The sequence below is a fragment of the Streptomyces clavifer genome, assembly GCF_036345975.1.
Taxonomy (GTDB): domain Bacteria; phylum Actinomycetota; class Actinomycetes; order Streptomycetales; family Streptomycetaceae; genus Streptomyces; species Streptomyces clavifer.
On the sequence record NZ_CP107794.1, the window covers coordinates 1 to 18,789 of the forward strand.

13 protein-coding genes and 1 pseudogene are annotated in these 18,789 nt (G+C 68.0%); 8 read left to right on the forward strand and 6 right to left on the reverse strand.

All coding sequences use genetic code 11. The features are described 5' to 3' along the window. Positions 1-2,099: 2,099 nt before the first annotated feature. Positions 2,100-2,309, forward strand: a complete 210-nt coding sequence (locus tag OG927_RS33540; protein WP_124283546.1) for a hypothetical protein — start codon at positions 2,100-2,102, stop codon at positions 2,307-2,309. Between the two features lie 171 nt (positions 2,310-2,480). After that, positions 2,481-3,101: an SMI1/KNR4 family protein gene (locus OG927_RS33545; protein WP_124283547.1), complete on the forward strand. Its 621-nt coding sequence runs from the start codon at positions 2,481-2,483 to the stop codon at positions 3,099-3,101. 259 nt (positions 3,102-3,360) lie between these two features. Here the strand turns inward: OG927_RS33545 and OG927_RS33550 are convergent. From OG927_RS33550 to OG927_RS33565, 4 genes and pseudogenes are all read right to left on the reverse strand, one after another. Beyond that, positions 3,361-3,936: pseudogene (locus OG927_RS33550) on the reverse strand (pentapeptide repeat-containing protein); the annotation flags it as partial. Positions 3,937-4,139: 203 nt separating this feature from the next. Next, entirely contained in the window at positions 4,140-4,751 is a 612-nt protein-coding gene (locus OG927_RS33555) for a hypothetical protein (protein ID WP_330319449.1), read from the reverse strand. Next, positions 4,748-5,296, reverse strand: coding sequence for an RNA polymerase sigma factor (locus OG927_RS33560; protein ID WP_164494257.1), 549 nt, complete (start codon positions 5,294-5,296; stop codon positions 4,748-4,750). Before OG927_RS33560 ends, OG927_RS33555 begins: the two co-directional genes overlap by 4 nt. 374 nt (positions 5,297-5,670) lie before the next feature. Then, entirely contained in the window at positions 5,671-5,820 is a 150-nt protein-coding gene (locus tag OG927_RS33565; protein WP_164494258.1) for a hypothetical protein, read from the reverse strand. A gap of 607 nt (positions 5,821-6,427) precedes the next feature. Between OG927_RS33565 and OG927_RS33570 the strand changes: the two genes are divergently transcribed. The 5 genes from OG927_RS33570 (at position 6,428) to OG927_RS33590 (ending at position 14,498) form a co-directional block, all read left to right on the forward strand. Then, positions 6,428-8,890 carry a helicase associated domain-containing protein gene (locus OG927_RS33570; RefSeq protein WP_330319450.1) on the forward strand — a complete coding sequence of 821 codons (2,463 nt, stop codon included), beginning with the start codon at positions 6,428-6,430 and terminating at the stop codon, positions 8,888-8,890. A gap of 137 nt (positions 8,891-9,027) precedes the next feature. Continuing rightward, on the forward strand, positions 9,028-10,425 hold the full coding sequence (locus OG927_RS33575) for a DNA-binding protein (RefSeq protein ID WP_124283551.1): 1,398 nt from the start codon (positions 9,028-9,030) through the stop codon (positions 10,423-10,425). 163 nt (positions 10,426-10,588) lie between these two features. Continuing rightward, the gene (locus OG927_RS33580) at positions 10,589-11,353 is read left to right on the forward strand and encodes a TnsA-like heteromeric transposase endonuclease subunit (RefSeq protein WP_056791393.1); all 765 of its coding nucleotides are present in this window, start codon (positions 10,589-10,591) and stop codon (positions 11,351-11,353) included. Beyond that, complete coding sequence (locus OG927_RS33585) at positions 11,350-13,455, forward strand: Mu transposase C-terminal domain-containing protein (protein WP_056791389.1); 2,106 nt, start codon at positions 11,350-11,352, stop codon at positions 13,453-13,455. Before OG927_RS33580 ends, OG927_RS33585 begins: the two co-directional genes overlap by 4 nt. A 74-nt stretch (positions 13,456-13,529) precedes the next feature. After that, the gene (locus OG927_RS33590) at positions 13,530-14,498 is read left to right on the forward strand and encodes an ATP-binding protein (protein ID WP_330321284.1); all 969 of its coding nucleotides are present in this window, start codon (positions 13,530-13,532) and stop codon (positions 14,496-14,498) included. A 349-nt stretch (positions 14,499-14,847) separates the two neighbouring features. On the opposite strand, the gene OG927_RS33595 is transcribed toward OG927_RS33590, so the two are convergent. Beyond that, positions 14,848-15,270 (reverse strand): SdpI family protein, encoded by a 423-nt coding sequence (locus tag OG927_RS33595; protein WP_330321380.1) that lies wholly within the window; start codon positions 15,268-15,270, stop codon positions 14,848-14,850. 480 nt (positions 15,271-15,750) lie between these two features. Next, complete coding sequence (locus OG927_RS33600; protein ID WP_330321381.1) at positions 15,751-16,842, reverse strand: IS630 family transposase; 1,092 nt, start codon at positions 16,840-16,842, stop codon at positions 15,751-15,753. A gap of 603 nt (positions 16,843-17,445) precedes the next feature. Between OG927_RS33600 and OG927_RS33605 the strand changes: the two genes are divergently transcribed. Further along, entirely contained in the window at positions 17,446-18,723 is a 1,278-nt protein-coding gene (locus OG927_RS33605; RefSeq protein WP_330321382.1) for an amidohydrolase, read from the forward strand. Positions 18,724-18,789: the final 66 nt, after the last annotated feature.

The window sequence follows — 18,789 nt, forward strand, 5'->3', positions numbered from 1 at the left end:
TATGCAAGCGAACGGCTTCGCTCCGCGAAGCCGGAAAGGGGCTGCGCCCTTTCCGAGGGTGCGCTTCGCTTACCCTCGAATTCACGCTCCGCGTGAACCAGGATTCCCGCTTCGCAGAAACCCTTCACCGCACTCCGCTGCGCTCCATGCGGGGGTCGTCCGCTGCGCTCCCTCCCCACGCCGGCTACGCCGGGCTGGCTAGGTGAGAGGGTGTCCGGGGCCGTCGTGAGAGTGCCCCGGACATAGGCCCGGCCTTTCCGGGCGGGGGCCGGTTTGAGGGTGCATCAAAATCTGACCGTAGCTCAACTCTGGAACCACCCACCCCCACCGTTCACCACCTGATGCACCATGTACCTTTGGCAGATTTGAAGGGGGTGCATCATTTTTGGGTGTAGCTAGAGACTGGAGCCAGCCCACACCACCCCTACCGCACTCCGGCACGCCCGGAACGGCTACCGCACACCCCACCCCCGACCGTGCCGGAACCGGCCGGGCTCACGCGGACACTGCCCCCTCCCGCGGGGTCACAGACCCCTCCTGCGACCCCGCGGCACCCCGACTACCCAACCCCCCTCGCCATGGGGCCCCTGGAGACGCTCAAGCACTTCCAGGAGCCCCGAAAAGACAGAGAAAACGCAGATGCCGGGCAACGCAGTCGGCCGGCATCACGGCCAGGACCACCCCCGCATACGCGGGGAGCAGGTGACGGGGACGTCTTGGACGAGCTGGGTGATGGGACCATCCCCGCGTGCGCGGGAGCAGACTCTGTGACCTGCGTGGAAGTTAGAAGGGGGGTTCGTCACTGTAGCCAGTCTGAGGGGGTGGCTTGGCAGGAGTAGCAGAATCGGCCCAGGGGTCGCCTTCGGGGACCTGCCGGGCAGCAGGTACGGCTGACTGCGGGGTGCCCCAGCCTGAAGTGGGTGACGGGCCACCCCAACCGGAGGACGGCGGTGCCGGAGCGGCAGGAGGAACTACCGGCGTCTCGTTCGCTTCGAGGTCATCGATGTCGTTGTTCCATAACTGGCGCAGGTATTCGCGGCAGGTCGCCGGGTCGTCTTCTTCCCAGTGGTCGTCTGGCTTGGCCCAGCGCCGGCCGTCGGGGTCACGGTCTTGTAGTTGGCACAGGGCACGTAGGAGGGCGTCGACGACTACCCATTGGCTGGTGGTTGTGCCGGTAAGAAGGCGCCGGATCGTTTCCCTGCTGACCGGGTGACAGCCGGGCATGTCCCTGGTGAGAGTGGCGATCCGTGGGAGCGAGGGACGTGCGGCTTCCCGGTAGTGAACGAAGAGCTCGTTCACAAGCTCCCGCTTGGGGCCGGGTGGCAGCACGTCTTTACCGGGCATTCGTAACATTCTCGGCATCTAGCAACTCTGCCACGGATAGGCGCAGTTAGACACAGGAAAGCTCGCTTCTGCGTGAGATGACACCACACAAAGACCTACTGAACCCCATGTCAGCTCGTTCTTACTGCCCTTTCCCTCGAATCGACTCAGACCAGCACGTTAATTGCCAGCTTCCACATGGGAATCCATGTTTGAACAACATGCCGTTTTCGCTGGTCAGAGGGGGTGTAGGGGTGGTTTCGTTGGTGTCGGACGCCTTACTGAGCCGCAAATGTCTCGGTGGGTGGACAACGGCGTGGACGTCGCCCGAAACGGCGACGGCCCCCTGGTGGGCAGGGAGCCGTCTGCAGAGGACATCACCACTACATAAGGAACAGCGCATGTCCGACCACGAGCCTAAAGGCACAGGCCAGCCTGCGGAAGGCCCTCGTAGACGCTGGCGACATCGACTCCGCCGGCTCAGGAACGAAGCGGGCGTCTACCTCGTCCGAGGAGCGGCCACCACCGTGGGCGGCATCCTCGTGACCTACAGCGCCTTCTGGATCCAGACACGCGTCTGACGCCACCGTCCGCGGAGGGGCGGAGGGGGCCTGCTCGCAGGATCACTCCGTGGCCGGGGCCGTGGTCCTGGCCCTGGCCGACCGGTCGGGGCCAGGGTCGTATCGGGCTCCCTACCGCGACCCGCCGTGTGTCTGCACCCGAGCCAGAGGCCAGGACTGCCATGCCGGGGGTGGGGCTCTGGCGCACGCTGGGGTATGAACGCGCCGATAGCCGTCCACCGCCCCTCCGCGACCGGTGGACGGCGGGTCACCATCCGCGGGCAGATCGCCGGTCTCGCCCACGACGACCACGACGTCGTGGAGTTCCTGCGCCGCGCCGGCCTCCCCGACGTCGAGCAGCTGCTCGACGACGCGGCGTGGGTGCAATGGCGCGGCGGCAGAGCACACCGCTACGAAGCCGCGTAGCGGGTCCGGCCGGTGGTCAGGCGGGTGAAATACCGGGGGGACGCCGCGGTCGCGGAGCTGCTGGAGCCTGTCCAGGCCTGGCCGGCCGGTCGCAGGGTGCTGGTTCGCCGTGCGTGCCGTGAGCAGCGGCCAGTCGCGGGCAGCGGCTAGGCCGTTCCTTTCGGATCTTGCATGATGATCGGCATGAACACGGAAACCTGCGACCCTGCCGAGTTGGCCGCCCTCCGTGAGATCTTCGCGCCCCGTCCCGAGGCGTCGCTGCCGGCAGGCTGGGAGGCGGTGCGGTTTTTCGAGGCGGAGCACGGCATCCTCCTGCCGGAGCCATACCGCACGTTCGTGGCGGAGGTCTGCGACGGCCTGCGGGCCGGGCCGCCCTACTACGGTCTGCTGCCCTTCGCGCAGACGCCCTCGGATTGGGGCTCCGACCGCCCCGAGCGCCTGCTCGCCGAGCCGTTTCCTCTCAGGTCGACGTGGATGTGGGAGACCAACGAGGAGGACGAGGAGGCATTGTCGGAGCAGGAGCTCGAGGCCCGGATGGACGCCGTGTTCGACCACGGCTCCCTGTTGCTGGGCACCGACGGCTGCGGCATGTACTGGCACCTGGTCGTCACCGGCCCGCAGCGCGGTCACGTCTGGCTGATCGACGAGTACGGCGCGGTGCCCTTCGGTACTTCGCCGAGCACCTCCCCGATGCCGGGCACCCCTGGTTTCACCGGATGGGTGATCCACTGGACCCAGGGCCGTTCCTGGTTCGCCGGTCCTCCGGGAGATGATCCGGAAGAAGCGGCCTAGCCGCGGGCGGCGGTCAGCAGACTCGCTTCGTGCTCCGTTCCGACGGTGTCCTGGTGCGATGCGCCGCCGTGATGACAGTGCGCGACCTGCGGATGTAGATGGCGTCCGTGAGGCCCGTGGAGGGCGCTGGGACGCCCCGGGGGCCCTGGGGTGCCTGACCGCATCACGGGTGGCCCAGCGGCCGCCGCAACACCCTCAGAGGCCAGCGCAGCGCCGCCCGGTTTCCTTCACGAGGGCGCCCACCACCGCTGCAGGGTGGTCAGCGCTTGACGCGGTTGCGGACCGCGAGGACCGCGAGGCCCAGCAGGATGGGTTCGGTCAGTCGGGAGGTCATTTCGATGTAGGTGCCGGTGGTGGTGAGGTCCTGCCCGGAGGAGCGGAAGACCACCGAGTTGAGCGTGACGTTCAATGCCTTCTCGAAGCGCTCCCCGTTGAACCTGTCGCCCTTCGGGTTCTGTGGATCGGCCTTGTCGATCTCGAAGGTGACCTTGCCGCCGCCGGCCGGGACGGTCCCGGTCGCTTCCTGCTTCGGGGAGTCCTGGGCGATCCCGAAGCCCATCAGCAGCACCACGGTGGCCAGCATGGTGGCAGCGAGCCAGTACAAGGCCCGCGAGGCACGCAGGCCGTACCCGGACAGGGCCCAGTAGCCGTGCAGCAGCCCGCGTTCGGTGCGAGTGGTGCCCTCACGGTCATGGCGGCGCATCTCCATCTCGCCGTAGTAGAAGTCCGCCGCCCCCGGCTCGTTCTTGCTGTCCTCGAACGACTTGCGCAGCGCCCGGTAGACCGGTGCCAGCTGTGCCGGTCCGACGTGGCCGGCACTGAACACCGCCACGTTGGCAGGATCTGAGGGGCGCCCGCATGCCCCGAGGGCTGTACGGCCAGCCGTGGTGGTGGTTGGTGCAGAAGCCAGCGGCCGGCTCAGGGGCTCGGGCGGAACGTGCTGCGGCGGCTACCGTTTCGCCTTCGGTAGCCGCCGCATCGCTGAAGTTCTCGCCGGTTCTCCCGTCAAAGAGAACGGATCACCAAAGAGATAGTCGCCTAAATACGCCTTCCCCCATCCGCAACCTGATCAGGATTCGCCAGAAACTTTTCGATCTCTTCAAATGCGTCCTTGAGATCGTTTCCTGTTTCTCGCTCACGAATGCAGAAATGCATCAAGGAGTTGGACATCAGATGCGCAATCGATTTCTGCACGTCGAGAGGAATGTCCTCGCCTGGATAATCACGCACCTCCAACTCCTCGTCTAGAATCTCTAGATAGCATTTTGCGTCCTCGTCACCGGACACAGCAGCTCTCTTCCACCACAGGTAAGCACCTTTGTCATCGCCGAGAGACTCGACAATCTCAGCTACTCGCCGAAGCTCAGCAGAACTGATTTCATCTTTCGCATCTCTCTCGAGCAGTGCGTCTAGCTCAACGAGACGTTTCAGCTGGCGACGATCAAGGAGCTGGGTAATCTGAAGAGTCTCAGAATCATCCAGCGGACACGCCCCGGCCGGGGGCCGGCCCGAAGGCCAACCCCCCTGGTTCCCGGGCAGGTCAGAGACCTCACCCGAGACGGCTTCCTTGCACAATGCCTGGTCAATGAGGTCCAGCAGGACCAGACGGGCGAACTTTTCCTGCTCTTTTCCGAACTTCCAGCTGCTCATGCTGACACCTCCTCAGATGACTCAACCATTGCTTTCTCCAACCGTCGACGCGCCGTCCTGATGTACTTCTGGACGGTCCCCACGTCGACGTCCATCATTCCTGCTACCTGATCCAGCGGAAGTTCCCGCACGATGGCGAGATTGACGACCTCGCGCATACGCTCAGGCAGATCAGAAATAAGTGCATAAATCTTGGCGCGAAGTTCAAGAACCAAAAAAGATTCCGGAATTCCGAGAGAAGATGCTGCATCAGGAATATCTTCTGGGGGCATCGGGGTGATCGAGGGTCTCCCACTCTTTCGAAACTCGTCCACGATCACATGGTGCAGAACCTTGCGACTGTAGTGGATTAGTCGAGTGTCGCTGATGTGCCCCAGTTCGGGAAATCGTTTATAAACTTTCTCCATAGTGATCTGGACCGCGTCTTCGGCGAAGTCTCGGTCAGATGATGTGGCCCTGGCCGCCGTCAAAAGAGGGCGCCGCAGGGTAGCGAACCGATTGTTGGGGTCACTGTCGTAAGTGGGCGGACACGCTTCATCGGTCACGGGGACCTCCGACAGCGCATCGCCTGCCACGGCGTGCTGTGGCAGGCGATGCGCACACCGTCCCTCCATGGGATCTCAGGCCAAGCCATGGGCTCAGCTCCCTTCTCGGCGAGGATCTTCAGCGGTGAAGGCAGTGCCTTCACACACCTACACGCCAGAAGGCTCCGGATCCGGACGCCTCACGACGAAATTTTTCAACAGGGTGCCGACCGGCTGCGGTTGGCGGGTCTGCGCAGCCGGGAAGGGTGCGCCCGTCGTGGAGCAGGTCTCCACAAGGGATTCGAATGTCCGGCGCGGCGGCGTGTGGCGTCAGGACCCGAGGGAGCTGACGTCACACGCCGCGGCGCCGAAGGCCTCAGCGCTGAGCACGGGAACTACAGCTTCAGAAACAGCAAAAGCGCCACGAAAGCGGCTACGGCCAGGGTGAGGGCCGGAATCAGGGACGGCATGGAGACTGCGAGGTAGGCGGCAAAGGCCGCGCCCATCATCGCGATCGCGATGGGCGTGCGCTCGTTGCTGGACACTGGGTTTCCTCCGAGGTGTCGGGACTGCCGTGTTCCGGAGAGCGCGTGTGCCCTCCGATGACCTACACGGCGAACCAACGTGAAAGCGGACGCCTGAATGGCCATCACCCTTCCGCCGACCACGGGCCGCCGCTACGCTGCTGCCGCCCAGGGTCCACGACGACGCTGGCGTCGTGGAATTCCTGCTCGGCGCAGGCCTTCCCGACCGAGCAGCTTCTGGACGACACGTCATGGGTGCAGTGGTGAGGCGGCAGAGCACACCGGCACGAAGCGGCGTAGCGGATCGGCCGGTGGTCAGGCGGGGGGGGGGACGCCGGGGGGAGGATGCCGCGGTCGCGGAGCTGCTGGAGCCTGTTCAGGCCGCCCGGCCGGTCACAGGGTGCTGGTTCGCCGTGCGGGCCGCGAGCAGCAGAGGCTGGTCTGCTCCTTCAGTTGACCTGCGCAACGCGTTTGTTGTCCGGCATCATCACGATATGCCGGTCGATCCCGTACTCAGGGCTCGTCCGCCAGCTGGAGCCGTCACTTATGTTCGTCCGGATCCGTCCGTCTCGTCGCGAGCTCAACCGCTCAGGCGGCCGGGCCCCTTGAGAGATCGGTCTCTTCGCTGATGCCTGCCTCCCTTCTGCTGTCGGCACCGGCGTCGCGTTCTGCTACGACACAGCCAGGGCTGGTGCGGCTCGCGCCGCTGCAGGGTGAGACGAACCTTTCGTATCTGGACCGGCTGGCCGACCGCTACCGCCTTGGCGTCAAAGACCTCATCCCGCCGCTGCTCCAGGACGGCACAGAACTGTTCAGGGGCTTCCGCACGGACGGGGAGGTGTACCTCAACGCCGAAGCGCGCGCCCGTGTCTCCGCGTTCTGCCGCGTGTCCGAGAGCGTCCTGGGAAGGGCTCTGCCCGCCTGGGCCGCCCATGAGCCCCTGTCACCGGACGGGGCGGGTCCGGCGGGGCGGTTCCGCTTCGGAGCTGTGGTGCCGGCCGCGGGGGAAGGCTGCCGGCTGTGTACGTCAGCGCGCACCGGAGGGGCCAAGCCCGCGCGGCTGTATCTGCAGCCGCACACCCGGGTCTGCCCGCGCCACCGGCGCTGGATGCTCGGCACCCAGTGGGTCGACGGCGCGCCGGCGGGCACCGAGCAGATCGGCCTGGCGGGTCTGCCCGAGGTGCTTTCAGCGCACCGGTCCCACCTGCACCTGCTGCGGCGCCGTCCGGACACGGCCCGGGCGTTCGAGGTCGCTCACGCCGTGATCGTCTCCTGGTGGGCGCAGCAGTGGCCGGAGGAGGAGGAGTGGCCCGATCGGGTACGTCAGATGGCGCCGTCGGGGGCAGATGCGGGCTGGTGGCGGCTTTTGGTGCGGGACGCGGTTGTCTACCCGGAGACGGTTGCCCTGGCCCGGGTCCTCACCGGCGCACACGTGAGGCAGCGGCTGCTCGTTGAGACCGGCGGGCATCTGCCCCACATGCTGGCTCATACCCCTGCCTTCATTGCTGGGTTGGCGCGGGTGTTGAGACGGCCGTGGCTGCTTGATCGGATCGCCTCGGCTTCGGTGGGCCCTTTGCTGGTCTGGGTGCAGCACTGTGTACGGGCTGGTGCGGGCTCGGCCGCCGCCGGGAGTCTGTGGGAGCTGCGCACGGCGCACCGGCCTCGCAGCGTCGCCCGTGAGCTGACCGTCTACCGCGGTGCTGCCGCCCGGCGGGAGGAGGCTGCGGGCGGCGGGGGGCAGCGTCTGGGGTTGCGGCACACTTCGGATCAGGCGTTCACGGCCGGTTTGGCCCATGCCCGTGCTTATGCCGCTGTCCACGGCCACCTCGCCGTCCCGATCGGCACCTGGTTCAACGGCTTCGCCCTGGGCCGGTGGCTGTCCGATCACCGTGAATCTGCTGCGCTGCCGCCCGAAAACGTCGCGGCACTCGAGGCGCTGGATCTCTGGTGGCGGCCGCCGTGGCCTGTGACGTGGCAGCGCTTCTACTACCAGGCGCAGCACCACACCCGCGCCCGCGGGGCTTTGCGGCCCGAACACGGCTTCCCCACCACCGGCTTCGGGTTGGGTCAATGGCTCTACCAGCAGTGCGTCGGCTATGAGAGTCTGCACTCCGCGCAGCGGGGTCTGCTGGCCGGTATCGGCCTTACTTGTGAGGCCGTACGGGTGGCCCGCCCCGGTAAGCACCGGGCTGCTTCTTTCCAGCGCGCTCTTGGCTGTGCGCGCGCGTTCGCGGAGGCTCACGGGACGTTGGTGCACGCGACTACCGGCACGGTCCAGGACGGCCACAGGCTGGGGCAGTGGCTGGCCGGCGAGCGCAGCAAGGACCGAGCCCACCAGCAGCGTCACGGCACCCACTCCCCCGGGGCGCTGGCACTCTTGGCGATCGACCCGTGGTGGAATCCGCCGTGGTCACTGCAATGGCAACGCTCCTGGTATCAGGCTCGCGCCTGTGTCCAAGACGGCAAGGTCCTCAACGCGGCGGCGGGGTTTCCTGGCACCGGCAGCAAGGTCGCCACGTGGCTGACCACCCAATGTGCCCGGTACGACACGCTCCTGCCCGAACAGCAGGACCTCCTCGCCCGCATCGGTATCACCGCAGCCGCCGCTCTCGAAGCCACTACCCGGCCCACCGAGAGCGGGACTGACTACGCCACCGCGTTGGGACACGCCCGCTGGTATCACGCGGTCCACAACACACTCGCCGCGGCGACCGGCACCATCCATGATGGCTTCCACCTGGGACAATGGCTACGCCGACAACGCCAGCACGCCCGTGACAACGCCCGCCGGGGCGCGCCTTCGCCGGCCGCCGCGAAAGCTCTGAGCGCGCTCGATCCGTGGTGGTGCCCGGCCTGGAGCCTGGCGTGGCAGCGCTCTTGGCAGCGCATCCACGACCAGAGCGAAACCGGCGCCCGGCCTGGGACCGGTCATCACTCCCGCAGCCTCACTCCCGTCCAGCGCGCCTGGCTGCGCCGGCAGCACACCCGGTACCACGATCTGCACCCCGGTCAGCAACGCCTCCTGGCCGGCATTGGCCTCACCACCCGGACCACGGCCGGACCCGGGCCCGTCCCACCGCACGCCGAGTGACTATCCACCCTGGTGATGGTGGGACGTGGTGCGAGGGCTTGCCAGCTCGGCGGTGCGTGGCGCTGATGGGTTGAGAGCCACACGGAAGTACTGTGAAGAACGCCCGCCAAGGCCGGTGAACGCGAGAGCGTGGTGGAGTGACCCCTCGTCCCGGCCTCCTGTCGACAGTTCCTCTGCAGAGGGAGACGACCTCGTCGCTGATCTGCCGCATCGCGAGCCGCTACGGGCTGGAAGCGAAGGCGTTGCGGTCCTGCTGGAAGTGGCACAGCCACCAGCCCCGGCACGACGGCGGGGGTGCACGGGCAGACGCCGAGGTGCTGTTGAACACAGCCGGCCGGCAACTCCTGGGAGGCTTGTGCGGCGTCGAGGAAGACGTGCTGGCGCGGGCGTTGCCGTCCTGGGGACACCAGGACGCCAAGGTGCCCGCCGAAGAGGGCGGAGTGCCGGCGGCGGTGTGGCGGACCGGGGGGACGGTCGCCGGACCGGTGGCATTCGGCTGCCGCCTGTGCACCGCCCGGCGTACGGGGACGGTCGTGCGGGTGGTGCGGTACTCACCTCTCTGGTCCCGGGTGTGTGTCCGGCACGGGAGGTGGTTGCTGGACGCGGACGCCGACCAGCCCTACGAGTACCTGGACGTGCGGTGTCTGCCGGAAGTGGCCGCGGCGCAGCGGCGGTGGGTGGGGGTGGCGCGGCGCGCGGTGCGGGCGGGGGCCCAGCCGGAGCGGGTGTTCGCGCTGGCGCACGCGGTGGTGACCCGCTGGTGGGAGCAGGCCCTGCACTGGGAGCGGGAGAAGGTCTGGCCGCGGCGGTTGCATCAGGTCGCGGGCGGTGATGCCGGGGGTGATCTGGAGTGGTGGCGGATCGTGGGGCGGGGCGCGGTGGTCTTCCCCGAGGTGGTGGCGGTCGCCGACGCGCTGCTGGATCCGGCCATGGGCGAACTGGTGTGGGTGGACAGCGGGGCCGGGCAGCCGCGGGCGCTGCCCGTCGACGGGTTGTTCTGCCGTCGGCTCGGTGAGCGGGTGGGGCGGGAGTGGCTGGGGCCTCTGGTTGCGGCGGACCATGGCGGTCCGCTGATCGCGTGGATGGGCAGCGTGATCCGGCTGCGCCGTGGGGCCGGTGGGCCTCCCGGATATGACAACGACCCCTGGTGGCTGCGTCGGGAGTATCAGCCGGTGACGATGGCGGGGCAGTTGCGGGTGCTGGGCAAGGAGAAGAAGGCACCCGGTTCGGGGACGATGTGGCGGACGGTGGTGCCGGCTGAGCAGCGGATGCGGATCGGCAGTCTCATCGGCAGTGCCGAGGAGCAGTTGCTGCAGCTGCGCGGCGTGCAGAGCGGGCCGACCGCCGAGGTCGCCCGGCAGCTGCTGCAAGGCCTCGGTCACAGTGCTGGTCTGGTCGAGGCGGCCTGGAAGCGGACCGCGGTGGCGGCGGTGAACGGCGGGGTTCCGTTGGAGGAGGTGGCCCGGTGGGCGGATATGTCCCCCGGGACACTGAGAAGGATGCTGACGGCAGGCGGGCAGGAAGAGGACGGCTGAGATCAAGGTGGGCCCGGGCGCATCGGCTGTTAACTGATACAGCACTCGTTTGTGGCAGAAACCCTGAAAACGACGATGCTTGTCGGCGGGAGCGGCTTGGCTGACGCGGGTGATCAGCACAGGAGAGGCCGCCCGGCCCGGGGGCCGGGCAAGGCGAGCGGCCGTGGATCGTCGGAGCGGCTTCGAGGCGGTGTTCCTCGATCCGGTGGGGCAGCCGGTTCAGCAGCGGTGGGCGGATGCCGCCATGACCGTGGGATTCGAGGAGTTGCGACCGGTGTCGGCGTTCCCGGTGATCCCTGGGCGCCGCTGGGGGCCGGGGCTGTGGTGGTCGGCGACCACCGGGCGGCACGTGGCGGCCGGGTCGAACGCGATGCGCACCCAGCTGATGGTCCTGGACCGCGACCCCGATGTGACCGGGCTCGCGGGGCGTCCGGTGCGGCTGCTGTGGCGCGAGGAGCGGGGCCGGGTGCGTTCCTGGGTGCCGCAGCTGTTCGCCCGGTACCGCGACGGCACGGGTCTGCTGGCCGACTGCCCCAGCCACCTGGAGGCCGGCGGCGACCGCGCGGTGAAGGCCGCCGAAGCGGTGAACGCGGCGTGTGAGGAGATCGGCTGGGCCTACCGGCGTCTTGCGCCGCTCGACGACGTCCTGGCCGCCAATCTGAAATGGCTGGCCGGCTACCGCCACCCCCGCAACGCCGGCCGCCCCGGCCTGACGCCCACGGTGGTGGAGGCGTTCGCGCGGCCGCGGCCGCTGATCGAGGGCGTCGAAGCGGCCGGCGACCCGATCGAGGTCCTGCCGGTGGTCTTCCACGCCCTGTGGCACGGCCGGGTGACGGCAGATCTAAAGGCGCCGCTCCACGAACGCCTCCTGGTCGGTCCCGCGGGCTGGAGTGGCCCGCGTCCGGGCACGGCGGGAGGGGCCCGGTGACCGCGCGGCGCAACGCCCGGCCATCGGTGACGGTCGGGGCGCAGGTCCGGTTCCGCGGTGTGAAGTGGCAGGTGGTCGCCCTGTCCGGGCAGACCATTCACCTCGTCGGCCCGGACGGCGGTGGCGAGGCGGTGCTCGCCGGTTACCTGTTCGCCGATCCCGGCTTCAGCGTCATCGGGGCCGAAGTGCCGCAGGCGGCCCCGCAGTGGGGGCTGTTCGAGACCGCCCCCGCCGCGGCACGTGAGAAGGCCATGGCCTGGCAGCGGCACGTGCGGGAAGTCGAATGCGGCCTTGCCGACGGGCCCGGCAGCGCTGGAGCGGTGCGGGTGCAGTACGACCCAGAGCGGCACACGCTGGCCGAGCGGGAACAGGCCAAGGCCGAGGAGCTGACCGCCCTGGGCTTCGGCCGGGTGTCGCGCACCACGGTGCAGCGCATGCGGCTCGCTTACCGCAAGCAGGGCCTGTGGGGGCTCTTGGACCACCGCACCACTCGTGCCTCCAGCCCCACCGGGCGGTCCGACGAACGGGTCGTCGCCGCCGTCCGTGAAGCACTGCGCCGCCGGCGCGGGCGCTCCAAAGGCACCATCAACGGCCTGTTCCCGCTCATCAACCAGATCCTCGAAGATCAGCACGGCCCCGGTACGGTGCCCGTGCCGTCCCAGGCGACGCTGTACCGGCTCGTCACCACACTCGCCCGCCCCGGTGAACTGCCCAGCGGTCCGGTGCGGCAGGTGCCCGCGAGTGTCGAGGGGCGGGCTTTCACTCCCGCCATGGCGCTGCGGCCGGGCGAGCAGGTCCAGATCGACACCACCCGCCTGGACGTCTTGGCCCTCTTCGACGACGGGCGCCTGGCCCGGCCCGAGCTGACTATCGCCGTCGACGTCGCCACCCGCTCCATCCTCGCCGCCGTGCTGTGCCCCAGCGCGACCAAAGCCGTGGACGCGGCCCTGCTGCTCGCGGAGATGGCGGTCCCGCCCCCGGCCAGGCCAACCTGGCCGGACATCCTGCGCATGGACCACGCCCGCGCACTCCCCCACCAGCGGCTGGCCACGCTGGACGAGCGTCTGGCCGGTGCGGCGGCCCGGCCGGTCGTCCTGCCCGAGACGATCGTCGTCGACCGCGGCAAAGTCTTCATCTCCCGGGCGTTCACCGCCGCCTGCGAGAGCCTCGGCATCAGCGTCCAGCCCGCCCCGCCCCGCGCCCCCACCGCCAAGGGCATCGTCGAGCGCACCTTCGGCTCCATCAACGCCCTGTTCTGCCAGCACCTGCCCGGCTACACCGGATCCAACGTCACCCGCCGCGGCCCCGACACCGAGAAAGACGCCTGCTACAGCGTCACCCAGCTCCAGGACCTCCTCGACGAATGGCTGGTGCACTACCACCACCGGCCCCACGAAGGGCTGCGCCACCCGATGATGCCCAGGAAGGCCCTCACCCCGAACCAGATGTGGGCCGCGCTCCTCGCCGTCGCCGGCTATGTACCCGTCCCGCTGACCGGGCGCGACTACCTCGAACTGCTCCCCGTGCGCTGGCAGGCCATCACCCCCGCCGGCATCACCATCCACCACCGCACCTACGACGCGGACCTCCTCGCCCCGCACCGCAGCCAGGCATCCCCCGTCGCCGGCCGCGGCGGGAAATGGGAAATCCACTACAACCCCCACGACGTGCGCCAGATCTGGGTCCGCCTCCCCGACGGCGAACTCACCGAGATCCCGTGGATCCACCGCGACCATGTCCACCGGCCCTTCGACGAACGCACCTGGCAGCACATCCGCACCCAGGCCGTTGACGGCAACCACAGTGACACCGAGCAGCACGAAGCCAGCCTCGCCGACTCCCTCGACCAGCTCATGCGCCGCGTCCACAGCGGCCACGCCACCACAACGGAGCAGGCACTCCTCGCCCGCACCGCTCACCTCCCTCTCCCCACAGCCCGCGACGGGGACCACCACACCGAAACACCCGCTGACAGCCCGGCGCAGCTGGACGAGGACGACAGCATCGACGACCTCGACGACCTGCCCGACGACGACGTCAGACCCGCCCCGGCCGCCGGATTCGGGCTCTACGACGCACACGAGGAAGCCGACAAGTGGTGAACCCGAGCCCGCCAGGCGCGAGCAGCACACAAGGCGGTCCCGGCGACAGCGGCGGAGCCGAGCTGTCGTGGCCGCTGACCACCTGGCAGGGCTGGCACCGCTTCGCGACCACCGACCCCGTCGTCCCTCCCCGGCCCGGCGACCCACCCCGCAGTACAGAGGAACGCCTGGCCTACCACTCCAGCTTCGTCACCATCCGCACCCCCGCCATCCACACCCTGGCCATCCAAGTCCGCACCCTGATGATCCTCGGCCGTCATCAGCAGACCACCGCACGGCCCTCACTGATCGTCACCGGACCCGCCGCAGCAGGGAAAACCACGGCCCTCCTGAACGTCGGGCGTACCTGCCACCTCGCCCACACCCGCAAAAACCCGCCACCACCGGGATCAGCGCATGCTGCGGTACCCGTCGCGTATGTTCTGGTCCCGCCCGGCGCGACCGCGAAAACCCTCATCACCGAATTCGCCCGCTACCTCGGCATCCCCGTGGCCGCGCGCATGACCCAGACCCAGATCACCGAAGCCGTCTGCCACACCTACACCCAAGCCGGCGTGCAGCTCGTGATGATCGACGAGATCCACCGCCTCAACCCCCGCACCACCACCGGCGCCCAAACCGCCGACCTTCTGAAAGACCTCAGCGAACGCCTCCCCGCGACATTCGTCTACGCCGGCATCAACGTCACTGACACCCCGCTGTTTACCGGCGTGAGAGGCGCCCAACTCGCCGGACGCGCCACCCTCGTCGACTGCGGCCCCCTACCCGCCCGCCACGGCACCCGCCACCCGTTCCGCGACGTCATCACCGACATCGAAAACCATCTCGACCTCCAGCAGCACAAACCCGGCACCCTCCCCCACCACGCCCCCTACCTCCACCAACGCACCGCAGGACGCATCGGATCCCTCACCAGACTCATCCGCCAAGCCGCCATCACCGCTATCAGTGACGGCACCGAACGCATCACCAAAACCACCCTCGACACCATCCGCCTCGACCACCTCGCCGAAACCCAACACCGCTCCCGCCGAGGCCGATAGGCCCACCTGCCAGCCAGGCAAAACAACCCTGACCAGCACAAACACCAACCGGGCCTATACACGCCAGAACTACCTACAACACACCCAGCCCCGCTCAACGCACAACACATAGCCCCAGCTCAGAAGCCCCCACCTACCCGCCCGAGCCGCCGACTCCACCTCTCAGCGAACCAGCAACACCCCAGACCAGCCGCCCCACCACACACCAACAAACCCCCCACCCAGCGTTAATGTTCGCCTCGGTGATCACGAATCCACAGGTGGCCGTTGTCGAGAATTCGCGAAATCTCTCGCCAGAATCGCAAACAGTATTTCCCGTGGTGGCCATTCACGCCAGATAGTGTTACCGCTAGCCTGATGAGTTCGAGGTCTCCGTAGCGACCGGCATCGCAGCACGCTTTCCTACTGCCGCTCCTCTCAGAGTCCAGACGAGCAGCCATGCCGCTGATCCGAGTGCGATGACGGTGAACGTCGTCATCGCGGCCGAGAACGGAACCCCTATGAAGCCGAGGAGACCGCTCACCGCGCTAAGCACTCCACCGACTATCAATCCCCTTGCGCCGCGGATGCTGTCCTTCTCCGCGGCGAGGTGCGCTGCGCGCCATGCGGCATCTGAGGAGAGCGTCACGCTCGTGCGGATACCGGCAAACTGATTGCGCTTGAGCGTGCCGGCGGCGGCGCGGCGTGCGAGGTGCAGAAGTAGCCAACCTGCCGCGACGAGACCTGCACCCGTGGCAACTGCGGTGACGATGAGGGTAACCTGATTATCCATAGTCCAACTCCTTGTCGGGTCGTGAGGAACGTCAACAATCCGACGATAGCGTCAGGAAGGAGAGGGAGACAGCAGGTGCGATCGCCGACAGACTCCTGCTCGAATCACCCGGTCAACTCAAGCACTTCCAGGAACCCCGAAAACACCGATGCCGAACGATTCGTGAACATGTGGCCTCAAGAGGGTGAGAGGCATTCACGGAAACGGATGTCCAGCCCGAGGCCCAGCCTTACGACAGCCTCAAGCTGTCGACCAGTTGCACCTGGGGATCCCACCCCGCCGGACGTTCGCTTACCGATCCGCGCCAAGGGCAGCCGGCCTCGTTCCATGCAGCTCGCGCGGTCATGACCCCCGCATTCGAGGCGTCCTCGTAGCCGAACTCGATGCAGCAGCAGCTGCAGATTGCGAACGACGGCGTCAGTCCGTCGGAACCCCAGGGATCGAATCCCTGATCGAGCCCGCACACAGGGCAATAGGCTCCTAGTGACCTGAGTCAGAGATTCGGTGGCAGTAGGCGGCGACTTTGTCGAGGATTTCGTCGGCCGACTTGGTCCAGATGAAGGGCCTGGGTTGGTCGTTCCAGTCGGCCAGCCAGGCCCGGACGTCGCGTTCGAGGGCTTGGACGGAGCGGTGTACTCCGCGCTTGAGTTTCTTCTGTGTGAGTTCGGCGAACCACCGCTCGACCAGGTTCAGCCACGACGCGCTGGTAGGTGTGAAGTGCAGGTGGAAGCGCGGGTGTGCCAGCAGCCACTTCTTGACCGCCGGTGTCTTGTGCGTCGCGTAGTTGTCGAGGATCAGGTGGACCTGAAGGCCGGCCGGGACTTCCCTGTCGAGCTTGGCCAGGAACTTCTTGAACTCGACGGCCCGGTGGCGGCGGTGGAGCGATCCGATCACCTTGCCCGTCGCGACTTCCAGGGCGGCGAAGAGAGTGGTGGTGCCGGCGCGGATGTAGTCGTGGCTGCGGCGCTCGGGAACCCCGGGCATCATCGGCAGGACCGGCTGGGACCGGTCCAGGGCCTGGATCTGCGACTTCTCGTCCACGCAGAGAACCAGAGCCTTCTCCGGCGGGTCGAGATAGAGGCCGACGACGTCGCGGACCTTGTCGATGAAGAACGGATCGGTGGAGAGCTTGAAGGTCTGCGAGCGGTGCGGGGCCAGAGCGAACGCACGCCAGATCCTGGATACCGTCGACTGCGACATGCCCGTCGCGGCGGCCATCGAGCGCGTCGACCAGTGCGTCGCGTTCTTCGGTGTCTCCTCGAGCGTTCTGACGATCACTCGTTCCACATCCGCGTCGGTAATCTTCCGCGGGACACCCGGCCTGGGCTCGTCACACAAGCCGTCCAGGCCGTTCTCCAGGAAGCGCCGCCGCCAGGTGCGGACGGTGTCCGGTGCAACCCGCAGCCGACGGGACACCTCCATGATCGAGTGACCGTCCGCGCACTCCAGCACGATCCGTGACCGCTGAGCCAGCGCCTGCGCGGTCGTCCGCCGACGCACCCAGCCCTCCAGCACAGCCCGCTGAGCATCGGTCAGTGACAACGGCGGAATCTTCGGCCCTGGACGACTCATAACCAACTAACGCCAAACCTCTGACTCAGGTCACTAGCCTCGGTGTCCTCGTCACGGGCCGATGCTACGCGCCGTCGGACCCCGTCGCTGATGCTCGCCCGGTGAGGCAGGCACGGTTTCCAAGATCGCGCTACGCCCCGCTGGCGAGCTGTCCTCCAAGCGTGCCCGGCGCTCCGCGACGGGCCGCAGAAACAGGCCAGCGCAGCGCCGCCCCGTCTTCCCCGCGACCACCCCACCACCAGCCACCACACCCACCAACCACGCAGCAGGGCAGGCCATGAGAACAAGGGGAAGTCTGAGCACTCACCGGACGCGAACCGAGTTCTGACCTGCGGCTATGCAAGGGCCGCCGGTTTTCCGGTGTCGCCGATATCGTCGCCAATAGTGTCGCCGTTATACGGCCGGTCCCTCCCGTGGCCCCGTGGGGGCCGAGGGTGCCCAGCACGGCCGGGAGCGCCCGAGGGGTGAACCGGGTCCGGGACGCCGCCCAGGAGGCCGTCAGACGCCCCGGGAGCGCCTCGTCCGCCGCGGCCGAACGTTCTACATTCCCGACCGCTGCGCGTTGATGTGGCGGGCGGCCTGCTCTCAGCTGAGACTGGGGGGATGAGCAACGTCGTGCGGCGTGACGCCGATATAGCGGCTCTGGGCAGGCTGAACGAGATCCACCCGCGTCTGGAGTCTCTGTACAAGGATCTGCACGCGCATCCGGAGCTGGCGTTCACCGAGACACGAACCGCAGGGGTGGTGGCCGATGGCCTGGCGAGGCTCGGCTTCCGGGTGACCACCGGTGTCGGTGGCACCGGAGTGGTGGGTGTCCTTGACAACGGCGAGGGCCCGAGAGTACTCCTGCGGGCAGACTTCGACGCGCTGCCCATGCGGGAGCAGACCGGCCTGGACTATGCCAGCGCCGTTACCGGCACCGGCCCGGACGGCAAGCAGGTTCCGGTAATGCACGCCTGTGGGCACGACATGCACGTCGCCTGCCTTCTCGGTGCCCTGGACCTGCTCGCAGGAGCGCATGAATCCTGGTCGGGCACGCTCGTGGCGGTGTTCCAACCGGCGGAGGAACTCGGCTCCGGCGCGCAGGCCATGGTCGACGACGGACTGTTCGAGAAGGCCGGCGCCCCGGACGTCGTTCTGGGCCAGCATGTGGCTCCTATTCCGGCCGGGATGATCGGCTGCCACCCCGGGCCGGCTTTGGCCGCCACCGACGCGCTGCGGGTGCGGATGTTCGGCCGCGGCGCCCACGGCTCACGCCCCGAGACAGCGATCGACCCGGTGGTCATGGCAGCCGCCACCGTGATGCGCCTGCAGACCGTCGTCTCACGCGAGATCGCTGGCGGTGACACGGCAGTTGTCACCGTGGGGGCCCTCAACGCCGGGACGAAGGACAATGTGATTCCCGACGAGGCCGAGCTCAAACTCAACATCCGCACCTACACCCCCGAGGTTCGCGCCACCGTCCTGAACGCGATCACCCGCATAGTCAACGCCGAAGCCACAGCCGCGGGAGCCGAACAGGCCCCGGAGATCGCCCCCCTGGACACCTTCCCCGTCCTGGTCAACGACCTGGCAGCCGTCGAAAGGACTACCGAGGCGCTGCGTGCACATTTCGGTGAGCACACCATCCTCGACACCGGGCCGGGCACGGGCAGCGAGGACTGCGGCATCTTCGCCACGGCATCTGGAGCACCGCTGTGCTACTGGTACTTCGGCGGCACCGACCCCGAGGTTTTCGCCGCTGCGGAGAAGAAAGGGACCGTGGGGCGGGACATCCCCTCCAACCACTCCCCGCGCTTCGCCCCGCTCATCAACCCCACCCTGGCCAACGGCGTCCAGGCCATGACCGTGGCCGCACTGGCCTGGCTCACTCCCCGCTGACCGACTCCACCAGGCGGGGGCCGCGAACACCGCGATTCCGGCGGGCGGTCGACAGGGCGGCCGTTC

Bases quoted from the DNA above. Each gene is read 5' to 3' on its own strand.
- OG927_RS33540 (WP_124283546.1), top strand. From the start codon at position 2,100: ATGAACGCGCCGATAGCCGTCCACCGCCCCTCCGCGACCGGTGGACGG.
- OG927_RS33545 (WP_124283547.1), top strand. From the start codon at position 2,481: ATGATGATCGGCATGAACACGGAAACCTGCGACCCTGCCGAGTTGGCC.
- OG927_RS33555 (WP_330319449.1), bottom strand. From the start codon at position 4,751: ATGAGCAGCTGGAAGTTCGGAAAAGAGCAGGAAAAGTTCGCCCGTCTG.
- OG927_RS33570 (WP_330319450.1), top strand. From the start codon at position 6,428: ATGCCTGCCTCCCTTCTGCTGTCGGCACCGGCGTCGCGTTCTGCTACG.
- OG927_RS33595 (WP_330321380.1), bottom strand. From the start codon at position 15,270: ATGGATAATCAGGTTACCCTCATCGTCACCGCAGTTGCCACGGGTGCA.
- OG927_RS33600 (WP_330321381.1), bottom strand. From the start codon at position 16,842: ATGAGTCGTCCAGGGCCGAAGATTCCGCCGTTGTCACTGACCGATGCT.
- OG927_RS33605 (WP_330321382.1), top strand. From the start codon at position 17,446: ATGAGCAACGTCGTGCGGCGTGACGCCGATATAGCGGCTCTGGGCAGG.